Source organism: Caldovatus sediminis (genome assembly GCF_014644455.1).
In the GTDB taxonomy this organism is placed as follows: domain Bacteria; phylum Pseudomonadota; class Alphaproteobacteria; order Acetobacterales; family Acetobacteraceae; genus Caldovatus; species Caldovatus sediminis.
The window spans coordinates 318,581-339,755 of the sequence record NZ_BMKS01000001.1 but is presented as its reverse complement, the minus strand read 5'-3'; the positions used below and the strand labels follow the sequence as shown (position 1 = coordinate 339,755).

Genomic DNA, 21,175 nt, shown 5'->3' with positions numbered 1-21,175 from the left:
CGCGAAGCGTGGCATGCTGGAACGCCTGCGTCCTCGACTCCCTTCCGCGGGGATCCGGTCATGCCGCGCCACCTGCCGCGCCTTCTCCCGCTCCTGTTCGCGCTCGTCCTCGCCGCGCCCCTCGCGGCGCAGCAGCCCTTCGACATCCCCGGCCTCTCGGCCGACACCCAGGCCTATGCCCGGGAGCTGACGCGGCGCTACCCGGCCGGCGCCACCGCGCAGCAGCGCGCCCAGGCGGAGCAGCGCGCCGCCCAGGCCGAGCGCCAGGGAAACTGGCGCGCCGCCGCCCAGGCCTGGGAGGAGCGGATCGGCATGGGCAGCCCGAGGGAGGAGCACTGGCTGGCGCTCGCCCGCGCCCAGCTCGCCCGCACCCCGCCGGAGCCCGTCCGCGCCCTGCAGGCCGCCTGGCGCGCCTTCCAGATGGCCCCGGCGGGCGAGCCGGAGATTCCGGCGCTGCTCCTCATCGCCGAGGCGCTGCGGCGGCTGGACCGCCCGGTGCCGCTGATCGAGACGCTCGAGGCGGTGGTCGAGCGCGCCCCCGGCAACGCCGCCTACCGCGAGCAGCTCGCCGCCGCGCGCCGCGCCGCCGGCCTGCTCGTCCGCCGCGTCGCCGTCGAGCCCGACGCCGAGCCGGCCCGCGCCTGCCTCGGCTTCACCGTCGCCCCGGCGCGGCGCACCGACTGGCGGCCGGAGGACTGGATCCGCGCCGATCCGCCGATCCCCGGCCTCGCCGTGCTGCGCGAGGGCGATCAGCTCTGCGTCGCCGGCCTGCCCTGGGGCCGCACCACCCGCCTGCTGCTCCGCGCCGGGCTGCCGGGCGAGGACGGGCAGAGCCTGCGCGCCGACGCCGCGGTTCCGGTGGCGGTGCCGAACCGCGCCCCGCGCGTCGCCTTCGACAGCCGCGCCTTCCTCCTGCCGCGCGGGCGGGAGCCGCGGGTCACCGTCGCCACCGTCAACGTCGGCGCCCTCGCGCTCCGCCTCGTGCGCGTGAGCGAGCGCAACCTGGTGCCGCTGCGCCGCGACTGGACCCCCGGCCAGGCGATGGAGGACTACACCGCCGAGGCCCTCGCCGAGGACATCGGCCGCGTGGTCTGGGAGGGCCGCGCCGAGATCCCGCGCTTCGAGCCCAACCGCACGCAGCGCACCGCCCTGCCGCTGCCGGAGGCGCTGCGGGGCGCCGGGCCCGGCCTGTTCGTGCTGGTCGCGCGCTCCGGCGACGGGCACGGGGCGCGGCAGGCGGTCGCGGCGCTGCCGCTGCTCGCGACCGATCTCGGCCTCACCGTCTGGCGCGGCGCCGACGGGATCGCGGTGCAGGCGCGCGGCCTCGGCGACGCGCGGCCGCGCGCGGGCGTGCGCGTGGCGCTGCTCGCGCGCAACAACGACGTGCTCGCCGAGGCGCTCACCGGCGCCGACGGCCTGGCGCGCTTCGGCGCCGCCCTGCTGCGCGGGCGCGGGCCGCTCGCCCCGGTCGCGGTGCATGCCGAGGCGGGGGACGACCTCGCCGCGCTCGACCTCGAGGCCGCCGCCTTCGACCTCTCCGACCGCGGCGCCACCGGGCGGCCGCATCCCGGCCCGCTCGACGCCTTCGTCTGGCTCGACCGCGGCATCTACCGCCCCGGCGAGACGGTGCGGGCGAGCGCGCTGCTGCGCGACGCCGGCGGGGCGCCGGTGGACCTCCCCGCGCGGCTGCGGCTGCGCCGCCCGAACGGGCAGGTCTACGCCGAGGCCGTGCCGCCGCGCCTGCCCGGCGCCGCGCTGCACTGGCCGGTCGCGCTCTCCGCCAGCGCCCCGGCCGGGCAGTGGACGCTGGAGGTGCTCGCCGATCCCGACGCGCCGCCGATCGGACGCGCGACGTTCCGGGTGGACGCCTTCGTGCCGGAGCGGCTGGAGGTGCGGCTCGGCCCCGCGCCGGGGCCGCTGGTGCCCGGCCGGCCGCTCGCCATCCCGGTGCAGGCGCGCTTCCTCTACGGCGCCCCCGGCGCCGGCCTCGAAGGCAGCGCCGAGCTGCGCCTGCGCCACGACCCGGAGCCCTTCCCGGAGTGGACGGGCTGGCAGTTCGGGCTGCACGAGGAGCCGTTCGCCCCCGACCTGCAGACCTTCGCGCTGCCGGAGACCGACGCGCAGGGCCGCTCCACCCTCACCGTCACCCTGCCGCGCGCGCCCGACACCACGCGCCCGCTGCGCGCCGACATCGCGCTCGCCGTCGCCGAGCCCGGCGGGCGCGAATCCCGCGCGCGGATCGAGGTCCCGATGCGCCCGCCCGGCACGCTGATCGCGCTGCGCCCGGCCTTCGCCGGCGGCGCGGTGGACGAGGGCGCCGAGGCCGCCTTCGACATCGCCGCCGTCAGCCCCGAGGGCCGCGCCGTCGCCGCGACGCTGCGCCTGCGCCTGGTGCGCGAGCGGCCGCAATGGCGCGTCGTCGTGCGCGAGCGCCTCGCCCGCTACGAGACGGTCTGGGTGGACGAGCCGGTGGACAGCGCGGAGCTGCGCGTCGCCCCCGGCCAGCCGGCGCGCTTCGCCCGCAGCCTCGGCTTCGGCCGCTACCGCGTCGAGGTGACCGAGCCCGGCGGCCTCGCCATCACCTCCTTCCGCTTCCGCAGCGGCTGGGCCGGGGTGGAGGCGGCGGAGGTGCCGGACAAGGTGGACGTCGCCGCCGACCGCCGCGCCTACGCGCCGGGCGAGACGGCGCGGCTGCGCCTCCAGCCGCCCTTCGGCGGCCGCGCCGCCATCGCCGTGCTGACCGACCGGCTGGTGTCGCTGCGCGAGATGGACCTGCCGGAGACGGGCGGCGAGGTCGAGGTCCCGGTGGACGCCGCCTGGGGCCCCGGCGCCCATGTCGCCGTCACCGTCTTCCGCCCCGGCGAGGCGCGCGACGGGCAGCCCGCGCGCGCGCTCGGCCTCGCCTGGCTCGGACTCGATCCCGCCGCGCGCCGGCTGGAGGTGGCGATCGAGGCGCCCTCCCTCGCGCGGCCCCGCGCGCGCGTGGAGATCCCGGTGCGCGTCGCCGGCCTCGCCCCGGGCGGCGCGGCGATGCTGACGCTCGCCGCGGTGGACGAGGGCATCCTGCGCCTCACCGCCTTCGCCTCGCCCGATCCGGTGGCGCATTTCCTCGGCCGGCGGCGGCTCGGCGTGGACATCCGCGACGACTACGGCCGGCTGATCGCCCCCGCCGAGGGCGAGCCCGCCGTGCTGCGCCAGGGCGGCGACGAGGGCGACGGGATCGGTGCCATCGAGATCCCGCAGAAGACCGTCGCCCTGTTCTCCGGCCCGGTCGCGGTCGGCGCCGACGGGCGCGCGCTGGTGCCGCTCGACCTGCCCGACTTCGCCGGCGAGCTGCGGCTGATGGCGGTGGCCTGGGACACGGGCAACCGCGTCGGCAACGCCGACCGGCCGATGACGGTGCGCGACCCGCTGGTGGCGGAGCCGCTGCTGCCCCGCTTCCTCGCCCCCGGCGACGAGGCGCGGATCGCGCTGCTGCTGCACAACCTCGGCCTCCCCGCCGGCGAGGCGGTGGCGGAGATGAGCGCGGGCGGCGCCCTCGCCCTCGCCGGCCCGGCGCGCCTCTCGGCGACGCTCGCCGAGGGCGCGCGGGCGACGCCGACGACCACCTTGCGCGCGACCGCGGCGGGCGAGGGCGTGCTGCGCCTCGCCGTCACCGGCCCCGGCGGCTTCCGCGCCGAGCGCGAGGCGCGGCTGACCGTGCGCTCCTCGCGCGGCGCGGTGACCGAGGTCGCCACCGCCGAGCTGCCGCCGGGGCGCGAGGAGGCGCTGGCGCCGCCGGTCGCGCGCTTCCTCCCCGGCACCTGGCGCGCCAGCGTCACCTTCGGCCGCGCGGTGCGCTACGACGTGGCGGCGCTGCTGCGCGCGGTGCAGGACTTCCCGCTCGACTGCCTGGAGCAGGCGGCGAGCCGGGTCCTCGCCCTCGCCGCCATGCCGCCGGACGGGGTGGCGGGCGAGGAGCGCGCGGCGCGGCTGCAGCACGCCGTGCAGTCCGTGCTCGACCGCCAGCGCTACGACGGCGCCTTCGGCCTGTGGTCGGCGCAGGGCGAGGCGGAGCCCTGGCTCACCGCCTACGCCGTCGAGGGGCTGCTGCGCGCCCGCGCCGCCGGCGCCGCGGTGCCGGATGCGGCGCTGGAGCAGGCGCTGCGCTACCTGGAGCAGGAGCTGGAGGAGGCGGGCACCGAGACGCCCGAGGAGCGCGCCACCCAGGCCTACCGCGTGCACGCGCTCTCGCTCGCCGGCCGCCACCGCCTCGGCGCGGCGCGGCGGCTGCTCGAGGAGCTGGACCGGCTGCCGACCCCGCTCGCCAAGGCGCAGCTCGGCGCCGCCTTCGCCCGCGCCGGCGACACGCCGCGCGCCGAGGCGGCCTTCGCCGCCGCGCTGGCGCACGCGCCGGGCCGCCGCTTCTGGCTCCACGACTACGGCAGCGCGGCGCGGGACGCGCTCGCCGTCGCGCTGCTGCTGCGCGAGAGCGGCGTGCTCGGCGAGAGGCTGGCCGAGCTGCTCGCCCGCCTGCCGGGGCCGGAGCTGACCCCGGCCGCCACCACCACCCAGGAGCAGGCCTGGGCCGTGGCAGCGGCGGCGGCGCTCGGCCAGGACGGGCGGCCGGCGCGGATCGCCCTCGACGGGCAGACGCTCGCCGGGCCGCTCCTCGCCGCCGCGCTCAGCGGGCCGGCGACGGCGCGCAACCTCGGCGACGCGCCGGTCTGGCGCTCGGTCTCGGCCGCCGGCGTGCCGGCGGCGCCGCTGCCGGCGGCGCGGTCGGGGATGCGCGTGCGGCGGTGGTTCTTCGACCTCGCCGGCCAGCCGTTGAACCTGGACCAGCTCCGGCAGAACACGGTGTTCGTGCTGCTGATCGAGGCGCAGGCGGAGACCGGCGAGACGCACCGCGCCATGCTCCAGCAGGGGCTAGCGGCGGGCTGGGAGATCGCCGGGCGCCTCGGCGCGGGGGAGGTGCCGGGCATGCCCTGGCTCGGCACGCTCTCCGAGGCGGCGGCGCAGCCGGCGCTGGACGACCGCTTCGCCGCCTCCTTCGACCTGACGCGCAGCGCGCCGACGGTGCGCCTCGCGGTGCGGCTGCGCGCCGTGACGCCGGGCGTGTTCGAGCTGCCGGGGGCGGAGCTGGCCGACATGTACCGCCCCGGCGTCTTCGCGCGGCAGAACGCGGGGCGGGTGACGGTGCTGCCGGCGGACTGAGGGCGATGCGGGCGCGCCGGAGGCGCATCCTCGCCCGCGCCGGCGGTGCGCTGCTGCTCGCCCTGGGGGCGGCGGCCGCGCTCGATCGCCTGTTCCCGCCCGACCTCTCGCGCCTGCGCGCGACCGGCACCGAGATCCTCGACCGGGAGGGCCGCCCCCTCGCCGTCCTCCCCGCCCCCGGCGGCGTCTGGCGGCTGCGCACCGCGGCCGAGGACGTCCCGCCCGCCCTGCTCGCCATGCTGATCGCGGCCGAGGACCGCCGCTTCCGCTGGCATCCCGGCGTGGACCCGATCGCGCTCGCCCGCGCCGCCGTGCAGTGGGCGCGCGCCGGCGGGCGCGTCGTCTCCGGCGGCTCGACGCTGACCATGCAGGCGGCGCGGCTGCTGGAGCCGCGCCCGCGCCGCACCCTCGGCGCCAAGCTGGTCGAGATCGCGCGCGCGGTGCAGCTCGAGACGCGCTTCAGCAAGCGCGAGATCCTCGGCATCTGGCTCACCCTCGCCCCGCAGGGCGGCAACCTGGAGGGCATCCGCGCCGGCGCGCTCGCCTGGTTCGGGCGGCCCGCGGCGCGGCTCGATGCGGCGGAGGCGGCGCTGCTCGTCGCCATTCCCCGCCGCCCCGCCGCGACGCGCCCGGACCGCCACCCGGAGCGCGCCCGCGCCGCGCGCGATTCCGTGCTCGGCCATCGCGCCGGGCCGCTCGCGGGGCTCTCGGCGGAGGACCGCGCGCTCGCCCTCGCCGCGCCGGTGCCGGCCTGGCGGCGGCCGATGCCGCGCCTCGCGCCGCACCTCGCGCGCGAGCTCGCGCGCGCGCCGGGCGAGGCGCGCGTCGCCACCACGCTCTCCGCGCCGCTGCAGCGCGCGAGCGAGGCGATCGCCGGCATGGCGCTGGAGGGCCTGCCGGACCGCGCCTCCGTCGCCATCCTCGTCGCCGAGCTCGCCACGCGCGAGGTGCGCGCGCTGGTCGGCGGCGCCTGGGGCGAGGAGGGCCGCGCCGGCATGCTCGACCTGACGCGCGCCGTGCGCTCGCCGGGCTCGGCGCTGAAGCCCTTCCTCTACGCCCTGGCCTTCGAGAGCGGCGTGGCGGCGCCGCACACCCTCGTCAGCGACCTGCCGCTGCGCTTCGGCGGCTACGCGCCGGAGAATTTCGACCGCGGCTTCGCCGGGCGCCTCACCGTGGCGGAGGCGCTGCGCCTGTCGCTCAACCTGCCCGCGGTGGCGCTGCTCGACCAGCTCGGGCCGCTGCGCTTCGCCGCCGCGCTGAAGGCCGCCGGCGCGCCGCCGCGCCTGCCGCCGGGCGCCGCGCCCTCGCTGCCGCTGGCGCTCGGCGGCGCGGGGACGACGCTGCGCGAGCTGGCCGCGCTCTACGCCGCGCTCGGAACCGGCGGCGTGGCCGCGCCGCTGCGCCTGCGCGCGGATGCCCCGGCGGAGGCGCCGCGCCGGGTGGTGGAGGCGCGCGCCGCCGCCGCCGTGGCGGGCGTGCTGGTGCAGCCCTTCCCCGGCGGCGGCCCGCGCGGCGTGGCCTGGAAGACCGGCACGAGCTGGGGCGGGCGCGACGCCTGGGCGCTCGGCTTCGATGCCGCGCATGTCGCCGGGGTGTGGGTGGGCAGGCCGGACGGCACGCCGCTGCCCGGCGCGACGGGGCGGGACCTCGCCCTGCCGGTCCTGGCGCGGCTGTTCCACCTGCTGCCGCCGGCGCCCCTGCCGCCCCTGCCGGTGCGGCCCGGCCCCGCCCCGGCCGGCGGCGAGGCGCCGGACCGCCTGCGCCTGCTCTTCCCGCCCCCCGGCGCGGTCCTCGCCGCGGGCGCGGGGCCGGTGACGCTGCGCGCCGCCGGCGGGCGCCGCCCGCTGACCTTCCTCGTCGGCGGCGTGCCGATCGCGGGCGAGCGGGCCAAGCGCGAGACGCTCTGGACCCCGCCCGGCCCCGGCTTCTACCGCGTCACGGTGCTCGACGCGGAGGGCGCGGCGGCGCGGGCGGAGATCCGCGTGCAGTAGGGGGTGGGCGGCGCCTATGCGCCCCCGCTCCGCACGATCAGCGCGTCCACCGCCACCGCCTCGGCGCCGGCGCAGATGATCGGGTTGACGTCCAGCTCCGCGATGCGCTCCCGCTGGTCGGCGAGGAACTCCGACAGGCGGCAGACGATGTCGGCCAGCCGGTCGAGGTCGGCCGGCGGCGCGCCGCGGAAGCCCTGCAGGGCGCGGAAGCCCTTCAGCCGCCGCAGCATCGCCCGCGCCTCCTCCGCCGTGACCGGGGCGAGGGCGGTGGCGCTGTCGCGCATCAGCTCGACCAGCACGCCGCCGAGGCCGACCAGCACGAGCGGCCCGAATTGCGGGTCCATCCGCCCGCCCACCATCACCTCCACGCCCGGGCGCGCCATCGGCTGCACCAGCACGCCGTTGATCCGCGGCGGCGGCGCGACGCGCCCGGCGTTCGCCATCACCGCCGCGTAGGCGGCGCGCAGCTCGCCCTCGTCCCGGAGGCCGAGGCGGATCACCCCGGCCTCCGTCTTGTGCGGCAGGTCGGGGCTCTCGACCTTCACCGCGACCGGATAGCCGAGCGCGGCGGCGGCGGCGACCGCCTCCTCCACGCTGCGCGCGAGGCGTTCGGGCACGACCGGCACGCCGTAGGCGGCGAGCGCGCGCTTCGCCTCGCGCTCGGTCAGCGTCGCGCCGGGCGCCGCGGCATCGAGCAGCGCCGCCGCCTCGGCCGCGGCCTCCGGCGCGGAGCGGCGCGTCCAGCGGCGCGGGCCGGCCGCCCGCCGCGCCGCGCGCGCGTGCCAGGCGGCGAGGGCGGCGAAGCAGCGGTCGGTGGAGCGGAACAGCGCGACGCGCGGATCCTCCTCCGCGGCGCGCGAGCCCGGGCCCTCCAGCCACTCCGTGGTCCAGACGATGCAGACCGGCTTGGCCATGCGGCGCGCGAGGTCGGAGAGCATCGCGACGCGCTGCGAGGACAGCTCGGTCGCGTAGATCTGCGGATAGATCAGCACGCCGTAGGCGTCGTCCCCGAGCAGCGCCTCGGCGCAGGCGGTGAGCGAATCCGGGTCGTTGGCGACCTGCGCCGTCACGTCGCAGGGGTTGCGGGGCGAGCCGAATTCCGGGATGCGCGCCTCCAGCACCGCGCGCACCTCCGGCTTCGGCTGCGGCAGCGGCACGCCGTGCACCTCGGCGCGATCCGCGGCCATGATGGCGGAGCCGCCGGAGACCGCGACCACCGCCGCGCCGCGCGCGGCCGGGCGCCGCGGCACCTTGGCGAGGAAGCTCGCCGTCTCGACCAGCGCCTCGAAGTCCTCGACCAGGATCGCGCCGGCGCGATCGAAGGCCGCGCCGTAGGCCGCCATGGAGCCGGCGAGCGAGCCGGTGTGCGACATCGCCGCCGCCGCCCCCTCCTCGCCGGTGCCGAGCTTGTAGAGCACGAGCGGCTTGTCCGCCGCCTCCGCGACCTCGGCCGCCTCCAGCAGCCGCGTCGGGTCGGGCATCCCCTCGAAGACGCAGGCGATCACGGCGCAGTCCGGGTCCTCGGCGAGGTAGGCGATGCAATCCGCCACGTCCACGTCGCAGGAATTGCCGGTGGTCAGCAGGTGGCTGAAGGAGGCGCCGCGCTCGTGCGCCTGGGCGAGCGAGAAGCCGAGCGCGCCCGACTGGCTGATCAGCCCGACCGCGTGCGGCCGCGGCTCCGGCAGCCGGGGGATCTGCATGAAGGTGACGCCGGCGCGGCTGCGGAAGTTGAGCATGCCGATGCAGTTCGGCCCGACGATCGGCATGCGGCCGGCGCGGGCGAGCTCGGTCAGGCGCCGCTGCTGCGCGATGCGCTCGGGCCGGCCGGTCTCGCTGTAGCCGGAGGCGTAGATCATCGCGCCGCCGACGCCGGCGGCGATGCACTCCTCGACGATCGGCTCCACCGCCTCGCGCGCGACGACGATGATGGCGCAGTCGGGCACCTCCGGCAGCGCGGCGACGGAGGGATGGCAGGGGCGGTCGCCGACGCGCTCGTAGCGCGCGTTCACCAGGTGGACCCGGCCGTCGTAGTGCGCGAGGGCGTTGAGCGTCCGCTCGCCGAAGGAGCCGGCGCGCGGCGAGGCGCCGATGATCGCGATGCTTCGCGGGGCGAAGAGGCGGGCGAGGTCGGCGTGGCGATAGACGGCGCGGCGCGCGCTGCTCATCTGGACGTGTTTCCCTGCTTCCTGCCTTGTCCGGCGACCGGTGGCGGCGCGAGGTTACGCGGCGCCCGCCGGCCACGCCAGGGAGGCCGGCCGGCGGGGCTGGACTTCCCGCCGCGGCGGAGCGAGGCTCGCCGGCCGACGGCACCGTTCGAGCGGAGGGAGAGGATGTCGGAGGCCGCCATGTCCCGGGACCCGCCGCTGCCGCCCGGCCCGATCGGCGGTCCCGGCGCCTGGCGCGGCGCCGGGATGGCGGCGCGGCGCGACTGGATCCACGAGCTCGACCCCGCGGAGATCGCCGAGATCGAGGGCGCGGTGCGCGCCCATCTCGCCGCCGGCCGCTCGATGGCCGAGATCGCGCCGGCGACCTTCCCGCTGCCGACGCTGGCGCCGCGGCTCGCCGCCATCCTCGAGGAGCTGCTGCACGGCCGCGGCTTCGCGCTGCTGCGCGGCCTGCCGGTGGAGCGCTGGACGATCGCGGAGAGCGCGGCGGCCTATCTCGGCATCGGCGCGCATCTCGGCAGCTTCCGCTCGCAGAACGCCAAGGGCCACCTGCTCGGCCATGTGCGCGACCTCGGCCTCGACATCCGCGACCCGAACGTCCGCTACTACCAGACCAGCCGCGCGCTCGAATACCACACCGATTCCTGCGACGTCGTCGGCCTGCTCTGCCTGCGGACGGCGAAACGGGGCGGGGAGAGCCGCATCGTCAGCTCCGTCACGCTGCACGACGAGATGCTGCGCCGCGCGCCGGAGCTGTGGCGCGCGCTGTTCAACCCCTTCCCGGTGGACCGCCGCGGCGAGGTGCCGCCCGGCATGCTGCCCTGGTTCGAGCTGCCGGTGTTCAACTGGTATGCGGAGCGGCTCACGACGATCTACACCGGCCAGTACATCCGCTCGGCGCAGGCGAACTTCCCGCAGGCGCGGCGGCTGACGGAGGCCGAGCACGCGGCGCTCGACATGCTCGACGCGCTGGCGAACGAGCCGGCGCTGAACCTGCCGATGGAGTTCCGGCCCGGCGACATGCAGTTCCTGCACAACCACCAGGTCCTGCACAGCCGCGGCGACTTCGAGGACTGGCCGGAGCCGGAGCGGCGGCGCCACCTGCTGCGGCTGTGGCTCGCGCCGAAGCAGGGCCGCCCGCTGCCGCCGGCCTTCGCCCAGCGCTACGGCTCGGTGACGCCGGGCGACCGCGGCGGCATCGTCACGCGCGGGACGACGCTGAAATTCGTGCTCGAGCCGGAGTAGCGACGGATCAGGACGCGGCGAGCGTCGCGCGCGACACGTCGTGGGCGGCGCCCGTGACGTAGCCGCCTGCGAAATCGGGTGCGAGCGGACGCGAGGCGAAGCTCTTGAGCCACAGCCGCAGCAGCAGGCGCCGCCGCTCCGGCTCCGGCGGGTCGCGCCAGGCGGTGCGGCTGTGCAGCACGGTGTAGTTGTTGACGAGCTGGAAGTCGCCGGACTCGAACCGCATCTCGATCGAGAAGGCGGGATCGAGCGCCAAGGCGAGCATCGCGTCGAGCGCCGCCCGCTCGCGCGGCGAGAGCGGCACGCCGCGCTTCGCCGCGCCCTGCTCGACGGTCTTCACGTTGAAGTTGCAGCTCAGCACTCCGCCGAACCAGCTGAACACCGGGATGCGGTGCGGCGTCACCCTCAGGCCGCTGCCCTTCGCCTCGTCGCCGCGCAGGTCGTGGTAGAAGCCCTCGTACAGCACCTCGAGCAGGTCCGGGTGGCGTTCCAGCAGCGCGTTGTAGATGCGCATGGAGCTGACCACGCGGCTGACGCCGCCGCCGTCCGCCGCCGGGCGCACGCAGAGCAGGGCGACAAGGTCGGAGCCGTCCACATGCGGCATCTGCTCCGCGCTGGTGCCGGAGCCGATGGCGTTGGGCGCGTTGTAGTCGATCCCCTGATCGGCGATGTGGCCGATCAGGTTGTCGCGCCAGCCGGCGAGGTTGACGCGCGGGATCTGGCGCAGCGGGCGGCCGAGATGCACGCCGAGGCCCCAGGCGATGCGCCCCGCGCGCTCCACGTCCAGGGGATCGACCGGCAGGCCGCGGAGCAGCACCACGCCGCGGCCGGTCTCCAGGTCCCTGAGCGCGCGGGCGAGCAGCGGCGCCAGCGTCGGCAGCGGGAAGTCCTCCCGCCCGAACTCCGCCCCGCGCAGGCCGCGCGCCGCGACGCGCTCCACCGCCGCGTCCACCTCGGCGGCCTGGGCGGGAGTGAGGCGCAGGATCCAGGACGGGTCGCGCTCCATCGCGGCGCGGTCCCAGGCGCTCGGTCCGGTGATCGGTTCGCGCAGCATCCCCATCGCATCCTCCCGCTCCTCGCGCCGCCGGCGGCCGTGCCAACGGTAGGGCGATCGCGGCCCTTGTCCAGCCGGCCCATGCCACGCGACTTGCCAGTGGCGTGGCGATCGGTGAATGGATCGCCCGCCCCCAGCGCAGGAGACCCGCCATGGCCGCCGACACCACCCCCGCCGAGCCGCGCTGGGCCTTCGTCACCGGCGCCGCGGGCGGCATCGGCGCGGCGGTCTGCCGCCGGCTCGCCGCGCAGGGCATGGCGGTGTTCCTGACCGACCTCGACGCCGCTCCGCTCGAGGACCTCGCCGCGCGGCTGCGCGATTCCGGCGCGCGCGCCGCCTGGCGCGTCGCCGACGTCACCGACGCGGCGCAGGTCGCCGCCGCCGTCGCGGAGGCGGAGCGCCTCGGGCGGATCGACGCGCTGGTCAACATCGCCGGCGGCTCCGGCCCGACGCCGGTGCGCGCGATCGAGGAGATGGACGAGGCGCGCTGGCGCGCCGTGCTCGACCTCAACCTGACCAGCGCCTTCCTCTGCTGCCGCGCCGTGGTGCCGGGGATGCGCGCGCGGCGCTACGGGCGGGTGGTGAACCTCTCCTCCACCGTCGCGCGCGGGCGCAGGGGTCCGGTGACGACGCAGGGGGCGCGGCTCGCCTACGCCGCGGCCAAGGCGGCGCTGCTCGGCTTCACCGCGCAGCTCGCCAAGGACGAGGCACCGCACGGCATCACGGTGAACGCGGTGATGCCGGCGCTGATCCTCGCCGAGCAGGGCAGCCGCATCCGCGCCCGCTTCGACGCCCTGCCGGAGGAGGCGCGCGCGGCGATGCTGCGCGACCTGCCGATGGGCCGCGCCGGAGAGGCGCATGAGGTGGCGGCGGTGATCGGCTTCCTCTGCTCCGACGCGGCGAGCTACGTCTCGGGCGTCGGCCTGCCGATCGACGGCGCCTTCCTCTGACCGTGCGCGCCGCCTACCCTGGCGGCGGCATTCACGGGGAGGAGGGCGCGGCGATGGCGCGGATCGGCTTTGTCGGCCTCGGCAACATGGGCGGACCGATGGCGCGCAACCTGGCCAGGGCGGGCCACGCGGTGACCGGCTTCGACATCGTTCCGGAGGCGCTGGCCCGCGCCGCCGCGGCCGGCGTCACCCCGGCCGGATCGGCGGCGGAGGCGGCGCGCGGGGCGGAGTTCGTCCTCACCATGCTGCCGGCGGGCGAGCAGGTGCGCGACGCCTGGCTCGGCACGGGCGGCATGGCGGCGGCGAGCGATCCGGGCGCGGTGCTGGTGGACTGCTCGACCATCGACGTCGCGACGGCGCGCGAGGTCGCCGCCGCGGTGGGCCGCCCCATGCTGGACGCCCCGGTCTCGGGCGGCGTGATGGGGGCGGAGGCGGCGACCCTCACCTTCATGGTCGGCGGCCCGGCCGACGCCTTCGCGCGCGCCGAGCCGATCCTCAGGGCGATGGGCCGCAACGTGCTGCATTGCGGCGAGGCCGGCGCCGGCCAGGCGGCCAAGACCTGCAACAACATGGTTCTCGCCGCGACCATGATCGTCACCTGCGAGGCCTTCGTGCTGGCCGAGAAGCTCGGCCTCTCGCACCAGGCCCTGTTCGACGTGATGTCGCGCTCCTCCGGCCAGTCCTGGTCGCTCTCCACCTACTGCCCGGTGCCGGGCCCGGTGCCGGCGAGCCCCGCCAACCGCGACTACAGGCCCGGCTTCGCCGCCGCGCTGATGGCCAAGGACCTCGGCCTGGCGCAGGAGGCGGCGCGCGCCGCCGGCGTCGAGACGCCGCTCGGCGCGCAGGCGCTCGCGCTCTACCGGCGCTTCCTCGAGCAGGGCGGCGCGGAGGCGGACTTCTCCGGCATCATCCGCATGCTGCGCGGCGGCGGCTGAGCGGCGCCGCCGCCGCCGGACGAGGCCTGACCTACCGCCCCAGCAGCTCCAGCACCGCGCGCACATGCGCCTCCGGCGCCTCGCGCGGCAGGAAATGGCCGACGCCGGGGAGGACGCGGCGCTCATAGGGGCCGGTGAAGTGGCGCGCATGGCCCTCGCTGTCCGCCGGCGGGCTCACCCCGTCCGCCGCGCCGTGCAGGCAGATGGCCGGCACGGCGATCGCCGGGCGCCGCGCGAGCCGCGCCTCGATCGGCGCCAGCGCGGGATCGCCCGGCGCGGCGCGGTGGCGGTGGCGGTAGGAGTGGATCACCACCTCCACGAAGTCGGGGTTGTCGAAGCTCGCCGCGGTGCGTTCGAAGGTCGCGTCGTCGAAGCGCCAGGTCGGCGACCACAATTCCCACAGCAGGCGGCAGATCCCCCGCCGGTTCTCGGCAAGACCGGCGCGGCCGCGCTCGGTGTGGAAGTACCAGTGGTACCAGTAGCGCAGCTCCTGCGCCGGCGAGGCGGGGCGCGCGGAGGCGGCGATGTCCTGGATGTTGTAGCCGTTGCCGGTGACGAGGCCGACCGCGCGCTCCGGCCACAGCGCCGCGACGACGCAGGCCGCGCGCCCGCCCCAGTCGTAGCCGGCGAGCACGGCGCGCGGGATGCGCAGCGCGTCCATCAGCGCGCGCAGGTCGTGGCCGAGCGCCGCCTGCTCGCCGGAGCGCGGCGTCTCCGCGCGCAGGAACCGCGTCGCGCCGCAGCCGCGGAGGAACGGCACCACCACGCGGCAGCCGGCCTCGGCGAGCGGCGCGGCGACGCCGTCCCAGGCGCGCGCGTCGTCCGGGAAGCCGTGCAGCAGGATCACCGCCGGGCCCGCCTCCGGCCCGCGCAGTTCGCAGGCGACCTCCAGCGTGTCGGTGCGCAGGGCGACGGTGGCGACGGGCTCCATGCGGGCGTGCTCCCATGCCTCAGGGCGTGGCGGCCACGGCCGCCGCCCGCGGCGCCATCAGCCGCAGCAGCGCCGCGCTGCCGAGCCGCGCCGTGGCGCTGTCGGCGCGGCTGGTGAGGGCCACGGGCACGCGGAGGCCGAGCACGATCCCGGCGCTCTCCGCCCCGCCGAGATAGGTGAGCTGCTTCGCCAGCATGTTGCCGCTCTCGAGGTCGGGGCAGAGCAGCACGTCCGCCTGGCCCGCCACCGCGCTCGCGATGCCCTTCGTTTTCGCCGCCGCCTGGCTCACCGCGTTGTCGAAGGCGAGGGGCCCGTCCAGCACGCCGCCGACGATCTGCCCGCGTTCCGCCATCTTGCACAGCGCGGCCGCGTCGATCGTCGAGGGGATCTTCGGCGTCACCGTCTCCACCGCCGAGAGGATCGCCACCTTGGGCAGCTCGATGCCGATGGCGCGGGCGAGGGCGATGGCGTTGCGCGCGATGTCGGCCTTCGCCTCGAGATCGGGCTGGATGTTGACCGCCGCGTCGGTGATCAGCAGCAGGCGCGGATGGAGCGGCGCGTCGAGCACGAAGCAATGGCTCACCCGCCGCTCCGTGCGCAGCCCGGCCTCGCGCGCCAGCGCCGCCTCCATCAGCTCGTCGGTGTGCAGGCTGCCCTTCATCAGCGCGGCGGCGCGGCCCTCGCGCACCTGCGCCACCGCGGTCTCGGCCGCGGCGTGGCTGTGCGGCGCCGGCACCAGCGGCAGGGCGGCGATGTCGAGCCCCGCGGCGGCGGCGGCGTTGCGGATCTTCGCCTCCGGGCCGACGAGGATCGGCGCGATCAGGCCGTGCTCGGCGGCGAGCAGGGCGCCGCGCAGGCTCTCCGCGTCGCAGGGGTGCACCACCGCGGTCGGCACCGGCGGCAGGCCGGCGCAGCGCGCGAGCAGCGCGCGCAGCATGCGCACCGGCCGCGGCGAGGCGCCCGGCGTTTCCGGCAGCTCACGCTCCTCGGCCACGCGCGGCGGCGCCACCTCGGCCTCGCCGGAGAGGAGCGCGGTGCCGTCGGGCCCGAGCACGCGGCAGGCGAGGCGCGCCCGTCCCGCCGCCCGGTCCACCGCCGCGACCTCGATCTCGGCGGTCAGCGCGTCGCCCTCCGCGACCGTGCCGGCGTAGCGGTAGTCCTCGCGCAGGATCGCCGTGCCGAAGCCGGGGAAGGCGGTGGCGATCAGGTGCGTCATCAGCGAGCCGGCGGCGCGGGCGGCGAGCGCGCCCCCGGCCTCGCCGAGCATGGCCGCCACCGGGGCCAGGTCGGCGGCGGTCACGCGGCGCCCGGTGCGGAAGCGCGCGCCGGGGCTCAGCGCGTCGAGCGGGGTGCTGCGTCGGCGTTCCATGCGCCCAGGGTGCGCATGGCGGCGCGTCCGGGGCAAGCGGCGCGTCAGCGCCAGCGGCGGTGCATCCAGAGCCACTGGCCCGGATGCTCGCGCACCCAGCCCTCGACGACCCGGTTGATCGCGGCGGTGGCGGCGGCGACGTCCACCTTCCCCTCCGCGTCGCGCGGCAGGTCCAGCGCCTCGGTCAGCTCCAGCCGGAACCGCCCGCCCGGCAGGCGGATCGCGCGCGTCCCGTGCACCGGGCAGTCGAAGCGGCGCGCGAGTTCCGCGATCAGCGGGTTCGCCGCCGCCGGCCGGCCGAGGAAGGGCACGCGCGGCCCGCGGCCGAAGCGCTGGTCCACCAGCATGCCGACCACCATGCCCTGTTCCAGCGCCGAGACCATGCGCAGCGGCGCGGTGATGCCCGCCGGGATCAGCGTGCCCATCGTCTCCCTGCGCAGGCGGAGGATCTCGCGCGCGACGGGGGCGATGTTCGGCGTGCGGTAGAGGATCGCGGCGCGGATGCCGTGCTTCGCCGCGGCCACCGCCGGCAGCTCCCAGTTCGCCAGGTGCGCGGCGAAGACCAGCGCGGGCCCCTTGCGGTCGCGCAGCGCGCCGTAGCGGGCGATCACCTCCGGGCTCGCCTCGATCCGCCCGGCGCCCGGCCGGGCGAGGTCGAAGTCCCAGATCGCGTCCATGTGGACGTACTCGCAGGCGGTGCGGCCGAGATTGTCCCAGGCCTCGCGCAGGATGCGCCGGCGCTCGGCCTCGGGGAGGCCGGGGAAGGCGGCGCGGATGTTCTCCCGCCCGATGCGGTGCGCCGGCGTCAGCGGGCCGAGCGCGCGCGCCACCGCGCCGCCGATGCGCGGGCCGCGATCGGGACCGAGGACGCGCATCAGCGCGAACAGCCAGCGGACGAGCAGACCGAGCGCGCCTTCGGCGAGGCGCTGCAGGACTCGCATGGCGCCCCGTGGGCTCCCCGACCCCGCCTTCTAGAGCGTCACCACGATCTTGCCGAACACGCGCCGGCTCTCCAGCCGCGCGATGCCCTCGGCGAAGCGCTCGAGCGGCAGCACGGTGTCGATCACCGGCCGCAGGCCCGCCGCCATCCTCGCATAGCCCCCCGCGATGTTGCGCATCGAGGCGCCGAAGGAGCCGAAGATGCGGAGCTGGCGCTGGAACAGCATCATCAGGTTGGTCTCGGCCGCCACGCCCGAGGTCGAGCCGCAGGTCACCAGCCGCCCGCCCATGCGCAGCGAGAGGAGCGAGCCCGCCCAGGTCGCCGCGCCGACATGCTCGAACACCACGTCCACGCCGCGCTTGTTCGTCACGCGCCGCGCCACGCTCTCGAACCGCCCGGTCGTGTAGTTCACCACGTGGTCGGCGCCGAGCGCGCGGGCCTTCGCGCACTTCTCGTCGTCGCCGGCGGTGGCGATCACCGTGCAGCCGAGCGCCTTGGCCATGCGGATCGCCACCGTGCCGATGCCGGAGCCCGCGGCGTGGACCAGGATGGTCTCGCCCGGCTCGAGCCGCGCGTTGTCGAACAGCATGTGCTCGACGGTGGCGAAGGTGACCGGGCCGCAGGCCGCGTCCTCCCAGCCGATGCCGTCGGGCACGCGGACCAGCAGCCGGGCCTCGAGGTTGGCGCGCTCGCGCGCGAAGCCGTCCACGTGGAAGCCCATGATGCCGCGGACGTCCTCGCAGAGATTGTCGCGCCCCTCGCGGCAGGCGCGGCAGGCGCCGCAGGTGATGGCGCCGTAGGGGGCGACGCGGTCGCCGGGCCGCCATCCCTCCACGCCCGGCCCCGCGGCGACGACCTCGCCCACCGCCTCGACGCCGACGCAGATCGGCAGCGCGCGCCTCGCGAAGGCCATGCCGCGCCAGCCCCAGACGTCGATGTGGTTGAGCGCGAGGGCGCGCATGCGCACCTGCACCTCGCCCGGCCCGGGCGGCGGCGGCGGGGGGATGTCGTCGAGGCGCAGGTCGCGCTCGGCGTGCAGCCGCAAGGCGCGCATGGCGGTCAGCCCGGCGGCTCGCCCAGCACCAGGCAGACGTTCTGCCCGCCGAAGCCGAAGGAGTTGGAGAGCACGTGCCGCACCCGCGCCCGGCGCGCCTCGTTCGGCACCACGTCGAGCGGGATCGCCGGATCGGGCTCGCGGTGGTTGATGGTGGGGGGCAGGAGCTGGTCGCGGAGGGTGAGCAGGCTGAACGCCGCCTCCACCGCGCCGGCGGCGGAGAGGGTGTGGCCGATCATGGACTTGTTGGAGGAGATGGGCGGCGGGCGGTCGCCGAACACGGCGCGCATGCCGAGGTGCTCCATCTTGTCGTTCTCCGGCGTGCCGGTGCCGTGCGCGTTGACGTAGTCGATGTCGCCGGGCTCCAGCCCGGCGTCCGCCAGCGCGTTGCGGATGGCGCCGATGATCGCCTTGCCGTCGGGGTTGGAGCGCGTGCGGTGGAAGGAATCGGCCCGCTCGCCGCAGCCGAGCACCAGGCCGAGCACCGGCGCGCCGCGGGCGCGCGCGCTCTCCAGGCTCTCCAGGACCAGCGCCGCCGCGCCCTCGGCCATGACGAAGCCGTCGCGCGTGCGGTCGAAGGGCCGCGCCGCCTTCTCCGGCTCCTCGTTGCGCGTCGAGAGGGCGGAGAGCAGCGAGAAGCGGATCAGCGCCTCGGGCTGCACCGAGCCGTCGGCGCCGACGGCGATCGCCGCCTCCGCCTCGCCGCGCTGGATCGCCTCGACGCCGAGCTGGATCGCGGAGGCGCCCGTGGCGCAGGCGGTGGTCAGGCTGATCGGCGCGCCGCGGGTGCCGAAGCGCGCGGCGAGGTGCTCGGCCACGCCGCCGAACAGCACCGTCTCGTAGATGTCCTGCCGGCCCTCGACCGCGGCGACGAGGCCGCGGTAGCCCGGCGCGCCGTCATTGGCGCCGCGGGCGAGCGCGAAGCGCTGCGGCCATTCCATCTCCACCGGCGGCATGCCGACGAAGAGCGGCCCCGGGAAGCGGCCCGTGTCGCCGATGCGCGCGTTCGCCAGCGCCTCGGCGATCACCGCGACCGCCATGCGCTCGACGCGGACGGGGGAGGGGATGCACTCGCCGCCCGGCGGCTCGTCCGGCAGGTGCACCAGGCCGGCGATGGTGGTCTTGAGGTGGTCGGTCGGGAAGCGGGTGATGCGGCGGATGCCCGACCGTCCCGCGGTCAGCGCCGCCCAGTTCGCCTCCACGCCCCAGCCGAGCGAGGTGACGATGCCGATGCCGGTCACCGCCACCAGCGGGCGGCCGTGCCTGTCCTTGGTCGGGATGCCGTTCATGCCGCGGGCTCCAGGAGCGCCAGCGCCTCGCCGCGCCACTGGCCGAAGCCGGTGACCAGCACCCGGTCCACGCGGCCCCCGGCCTCCGGCGTGTCGAGGCCGGGATCGAGGGGCGGGTAGAAGCCGCCGCGCGCGAGGGCCAGCGCGCCGAGGGCGAGGTGGGCCGGGAAGCTCGCCTCCACGCCGTGGCCGAGCAGCGTGCCGGGCGTGCGGACGAGCGCGCCCGCGGCGAGGCCGGCGAGGAAGGCGCGCTCCTCGGCGAGCGCCGGCTCGACCCCGATGGCGCCGGAGACCACGCCGAGCCGGCCGGCGCCGCCGCGCGGCGCGAGCCGGTCCCAGAGCGCGCGCGCCACCGCGGCCGAGCCGCCGCCCTCGCGGCGGTGCGCGACGTCCGTCGCCACGCCCGCCAGGCGCGCGAGCCCCTTGGCGCCGCGGGCGCGCGCGTGCTCCGCCGTCTCCAGCACCAGGAAGGCGGCCATGCCGCCGCCGACGAACCCCCCGCCGCGCGCCGCCCGCGCCGAGATCGGCGCCCACGGCCCGTGCCAGAGCGCCCCGCCCGCCGCGTAGAGCAGCAGCATGTCCCAGCGCTGCGCGACATAGGCGCCGCCGACCAGCGCGATCTCGCCCCGCCCCTCGGCGAGGCGCAGATGCGCGATGCGCACCGCGTCCGCCGCCGCCTGCTCCTCGCCCATGAAGGTGCGCGAGGAACCGGTGACGCCGTGCACGATCGAGATGTTGCCGGCGAGCAGGTTGGAGAGCTGGGCGAGGAACAGCGTCGGCCGCAGGTCGGCCGCCAGGCGCTCGTTCAGCCGCGGCCCGGCGACCTCGGGCGGCGCGTTGGCGAGCTCCGCCGCGATCGCCTCGTCCACCGCCACGTCGCGCTCGCCGCCTCCTGCCGCGACGACGAGGTGCATGTCGGCGACCAGGTCGCGCGCCTGCGCGTCGTCTATGGCCAGCCCCGCGGCGTAGGTGCCGAGGCGCTGCCAGGGCTCCATCTGCCGCTGGTCGCCCTTCTTCGGGATCTGGCGGTCGAGATCGAGCGCCGGCAGCGGATGCACCGGGAAGGGGGCGAAGCTCGTCTCGTCGAGCACCGGCCTCGTCCCGGGCGCGGACAGCGCCGCCCAGTGCGCCTCCGCCCCCTCGCCGAGCGAGGTGACGAGGCCGATCCCGGTGATCCAGACCTCGCGCCGCATGCCGCTCACGCCGCCTTCCCCGCGGCGCCGGCGGCCGGCAGCCCGATCTCCGCCGCGCGGGCGCGCATGGCCGCGGCCAGCTCCGGCGCGGGGAAGGGGAGGGTGCGCAGCGTCAGTTCCGCGTCGCAGATGCGCCTGCCGTCGGGGCCGCCGATGCTGCCCGCGGTCACCGCGTAGCCCGAGCCGTCGTGCACCAGTCTCGCCTCCACCTTCAGCGTCATGCCCGGCGTGACGAAGCTGCGCAGCTTCGCCTCCCGCACCCCGGCGAGGAAGGGCATGCGCGCGAAGCCCTGCGTCGCCAGGATCAGATAGCCCGAGGCCTGGGCCATGGCTTCCACCAGCAGCACGCCGGGCATCAGCGGGTGGCCGGGGAAGTGCCCCTCGAACACCGGCGAGGCCTCGGGCACCCGCGCCTCGGCGACGATCACGCCCTCGCCGCAGGCGAGGACGCGGTCGATCATCTGGAAATACTCGAGGCGCACGGCGCTGCGGGCGCCCTCAGCCCTGGGCCTGCTTGGCCGCGACCAGCTCCTCGATGCGCTGGGCGAGGTTCTTCATGACGAAGTACTGTTCCGCCGGCGCGTTGCCCGCGTTCACCTCCTGCGTCCAGGCCTCGACCGGGACCTTGATGCCGAAGGCCTTGTCTATGGCGAAGACGATGTCGAGGAAGTCGAGGCTGTCTATGCCGAGGTCGTTGATCACGTGCGAATCGGGCGTGATCTTCTCCCGCGGGACCTCGCTGTTCTCCGCGATGATGTCGGCGATGCGGTCGAAGGCGGCGGACATGACGCGGGACTCCGGGCTGGTGAGGGCACGGGTGGCGGGGTGGGGCGGAGGGACGGTCCGTCGGCGCGCGTCTTTGC

General features: G+C 77.2%; 15 protein-coding genes. 5 read left to right on the top strand and 10 right to left on the bottom strand.

Features of this window, described 5'->3' with window-relative positions; all coding sequences use genetic code 11:
- Positions 1-60: 60 nt before the first annotated feature.
- A complete protein-coding gene (locus IEX99_RS01600) occupies positions 61-5,196 on the top strand; it encodes an alpha-2-macroglobulin family protein (protein WP_188897730.1) in 5,136 nt (1,711 codons plus the stop codon).
- A gap of 5 nt (positions 5,197-5,201) precedes the next feature.
- Positions 5,202-7,187 carry a penicillin-binding protein 1C gene (gene pbpC, locus IEX99_RS01595; RefSeq protein ID WP_188897728.1) on the top strand — a complete coding sequence of 662 codons (1,986 nt, stop codon included), beginning with the start codon at positions 5,202-5,204 and terminating at the stop codon, positions 7,185-7,187.
- A gap of 14 nt (positions 7,188-7,201) precedes the next feature.
- On the opposite strand, the gene IEX99_RS01590 is transcribed toward pbpC, so the two are convergent.
- On the bottom strand, positions 7,202-9,352 hold the full coding sequence (locus IEX99_RS01590; RefSeq protein ID WP_188897726.1) for an acetate--CoA ligase family protein: 2,151 nt from the start codon (positions 9,350-9,352) through the stop codon (positions 7,202-7,204).
- A 180-nt stretch (positions 9,353-9,532) separates the two neighbouring features.
- Here IEX99_RS01590 and IEX99_RS01585 point away from each other — a divergent pair, with 180 nt between their 5' ends.
- Entirely contained in the window at positions 9,533-10,597 is a 1,065-nt protein-coding gene (locus tag IEX99_RS01585) for a TauD/TfdA family dioxygenase (protein ID WP_188897724.1), read from the top strand.
- A gap of 7 nt (positions 10,598-10,604) precedes the next feature.
- Here the strand turns inward: IEX99_RS01585 and IEX99_RS01580 are convergent, their stop codons facing one another.
- On the bottom strand, positions 10,605-11,651 hold the full coding sequence (locus IEX99_RS01580) for a TauD/TfdA family dioxygenase (protein WP_188897722.1): 1,047 nt from the start codon (positions 11,649-11,651) through the stop codon (positions 10,605-10,607).
- Positions 11,652-11,803: 152 nt separating this feature from the next.
- On the opposite strand from IEX99_RS01580, the gene IEX99_RS01575 reads away from it, so the two are divergent.
- Both IEX99_RS01575 and mmsB read left to right on the top strand, forming a co-directional pair.
- Positions 11,804-12,601 carry an SDR family oxidoreductase gene (locus IEX99_RS01575; RefSeq protein WP_188897720.1) on the top strand — a complete coding sequence of 266 codons (798 nt, stop codon included), beginning with the start codon at positions 11,804-11,806 and terminating at the stop codon, positions 12,599-12,601.
- 53 nt (positions 12,602-12,654) lie between these two features.
- A complete protein-coding gene (mmsB, locus tag IEX99_RS01570) occupies positions 12,655-13,536 on the top strand; it encodes a 3-hydroxyisobutyrate dehydrogenase (RefSeq protein WP_188897718.1) in 882 nt (293 codons plus the stop codon).
- A 31-nt stretch (positions 13,537-13,567) separates the two neighbouring features.
- Here the strand turns inward: mmsB and IEX99_RS01565 are convergent, their stop codons facing one another.
- From IEX99_RS01565 to IEX99_RS01530, 8 genes are read right to left on the bottom strand one after another with little or no spacing between them, the layout of a single operon-like run.
- Positions 13,568-14,467 (bottom strand): alpha/beta fold hydrolase, encoded by a 900-nt coding sequence (locus IEX99_RS01565; RefSeq protein WP_188897716.1) that lies wholly within the window; start codon positions 14,465-14,467, stop codon positions 13,568-13,570.
- A gap of 19 nt (positions 14,468-14,486) precedes the next feature.
- On the bottom strand, positions 14,487-15,836 hold the full coding sequence (locus IEX99_RS01560; RefSeq protein WP_188897714.1) for a bifunctional enoyl-CoA hydratase/phosphate acetyltransferase: 1,350 nt from the start codon (positions 15,834-15,836) through the stop codon (positions 14,487-14,489).
- A gap of 44 nt (positions 15,837-15,880) precedes the next feature.
- Positions 15,881-16,777: a lipid A biosynthesis lauroyl acyltransferase gene (locus IEX99_RS01555; protein ID WP_188897713.1), complete on the bottom strand. Its 897-nt coding sequence runs from the start codon at positions 16,775-16,777 to the stop codon at positions 15,881-15,883.
- 30 nt (positions 16,778-16,807) lie between these two features.
- A complete protein-coding gene (locus tag IEX99_RS01550) occupies positions 16,808-17,830 on the bottom strand; it encodes a zinc-binding dehydrogenase (RefSeq protein ID WP_188897711.1) in 1,023 nt (340 codons plus the stop codon).
- A gap of 5 nt (positions 17,831-17,835) precedes the next feature.
- Positions 17,836-19,119, bottom strand: coding sequence for a beta-ketoacyl-ACP synthase (locus tag IEX99_RS01545; RefSeq protein ID WP_188897709.1), 1,284 nt, complete (start codon positions 19,117-19,119; stop codon positions 17,836-17,838).
- Positions 19,116-20,312 carry a beta-ketoacyl-ACP synthase gene (locus IEX99_RS01540; protein ID WP_188898262.1) on the bottom strand — a complete coding sequence of 399 codons (1,197 nt, stop codon included), beginning with the start codon at positions 20,310-20,312 and terminating at the stop codon, positions 19,116-19,118. Before IEX99_RS01540 ends, IEX99_RS01545 begins: the two co-directional genes overlap by 4 nt.
- 5 nt (positions 20,313-20,317) lie before the next feature.
- A complete protein-coding gene (locus IEX99_RS01535) occupies positions 20,318-20,773 on the bottom strand; it encodes a 3-hydroxyacyl-ACP dehydratase FabZ family protein (RefSeq protein ID WP_229677738.1) in 456 nt (151 codons plus the stop codon).
- A gap of 37 nt (positions 20,774-20,810) precedes the next feature.
- On the bottom strand, positions 20,811-21,098 hold the full coding sequence (locus IEX99_RS01530) for an acyl carrier protein (RefSeq protein ID WP_188897705.1): 288 nt from the start codon (positions 21,096-21,098) through the stop codon (positions 20,811-20,813).
- Positions 21,099-21,175 lie beyond the last annotated feature (77 nt).

Coding starts and splice junctions, on each gene's coding strand:
- IEX99_RS01535 (WP_229677738.1), bottom strand. CDS start 20,773: ATGATCGACCGCGTCCTCGCCTGCGGCGAGGGCGTGATCGTCGCCGAG.
- IEX99_RS01585 (WP_188897724.1), top strand. CDS start 9,533: ATGTCCCGGGACCCGCCGCTGCCGCCCGGCCCGATCGGCGGTCCCGGC.
- IEX99_RS01600 (WP_188897730.1), top strand. CDS start 61: ATGCCGCGCCACCTGCCGCGCCTTCTCCCGCTCCTGTTCGCGCTCGTC.
- IEX99_RS01545 (WP_188897709.1), bottom strand. CDS start 19,119: ATGAACGGCATCCCGACCAAGGACAGGCACGGCCGCCCGCTGGTGGCG.
- IEX99_RS01555 (WP_188897713.1), bottom strand. CDS start 16,777: ATGCGAGTCCTGCAGCGCCTCGCCGAAGGCGCGCTCGGTCTGCTCGTC.
- pbpC (WP_188897728.1), top strand. CDS start 5,202: ATGCGGGCGCGCCGGAGGCGCATCCTCGCCCGCGCCGGCGGTGCGCTG.
- mmsB (WP_188897718.1), top strand. CDS start 12,655: ATGGCGCGGATCGGCTTTGTCGGCCTCGGCAACATGGGCGGACCGATG.
- IEX99_RS01530 (WP_188897705.1), bottom strand. CDS start 21,098: ATGTCCGCCGCCTTCGACCGCATCGCCGACATCATCGCGGAGAACAGC.
- IEX99_RS01550 (WP_188897711.1), bottom strand. CDS start 17,830: ATGCGCGCCTTGCGGCTGCACGCCGAGCGCGACCTGCGCCTCGACGAC.
- IEX99_RS01565 (WP_188897716.1), bottom strand. CDS start 14,467: ATGGAGCCCGTCGCCACCGTCGCCCTGCGCACCGACACGCTGGAGGTC.
- IEX99_RS01560 (WP_188897714.1), bottom strand. CDS start 15,836: ATGGAACGCCGACGCAGCACCCCGCTCGACGCGCTGAGCCCCGGCGCG.
- IEX99_RS01540 (WP_188898262.1), bottom strand. CDS start 20,312: ATGCGGCGCGAGGTCTGGATCACCGGGATCGGCCTCGTCACCTCGCTC.
- IEX99_RS01590 (WP_188897726.1), bottom strand. CDS start 9,352: ATGAGCAGCGCGCGCCGCGCCGTCTATCGCCACGCCGACCTCGCCCGC.
- IEX99_RS01575 (WP_188897720.1), top strand. CDS start 11,804: ATGGCCGCCGACACCACCCCCGCCGAGCCGCGCTGGGCCTTCGTCACC.
- IEX99_RS01580 (WP_188897722.1), bottom strand. CDS start 11,651: ATGCTGCGCGAACCGATCACCGGACCGAGCGCCTGGGACCGCGCCGCG.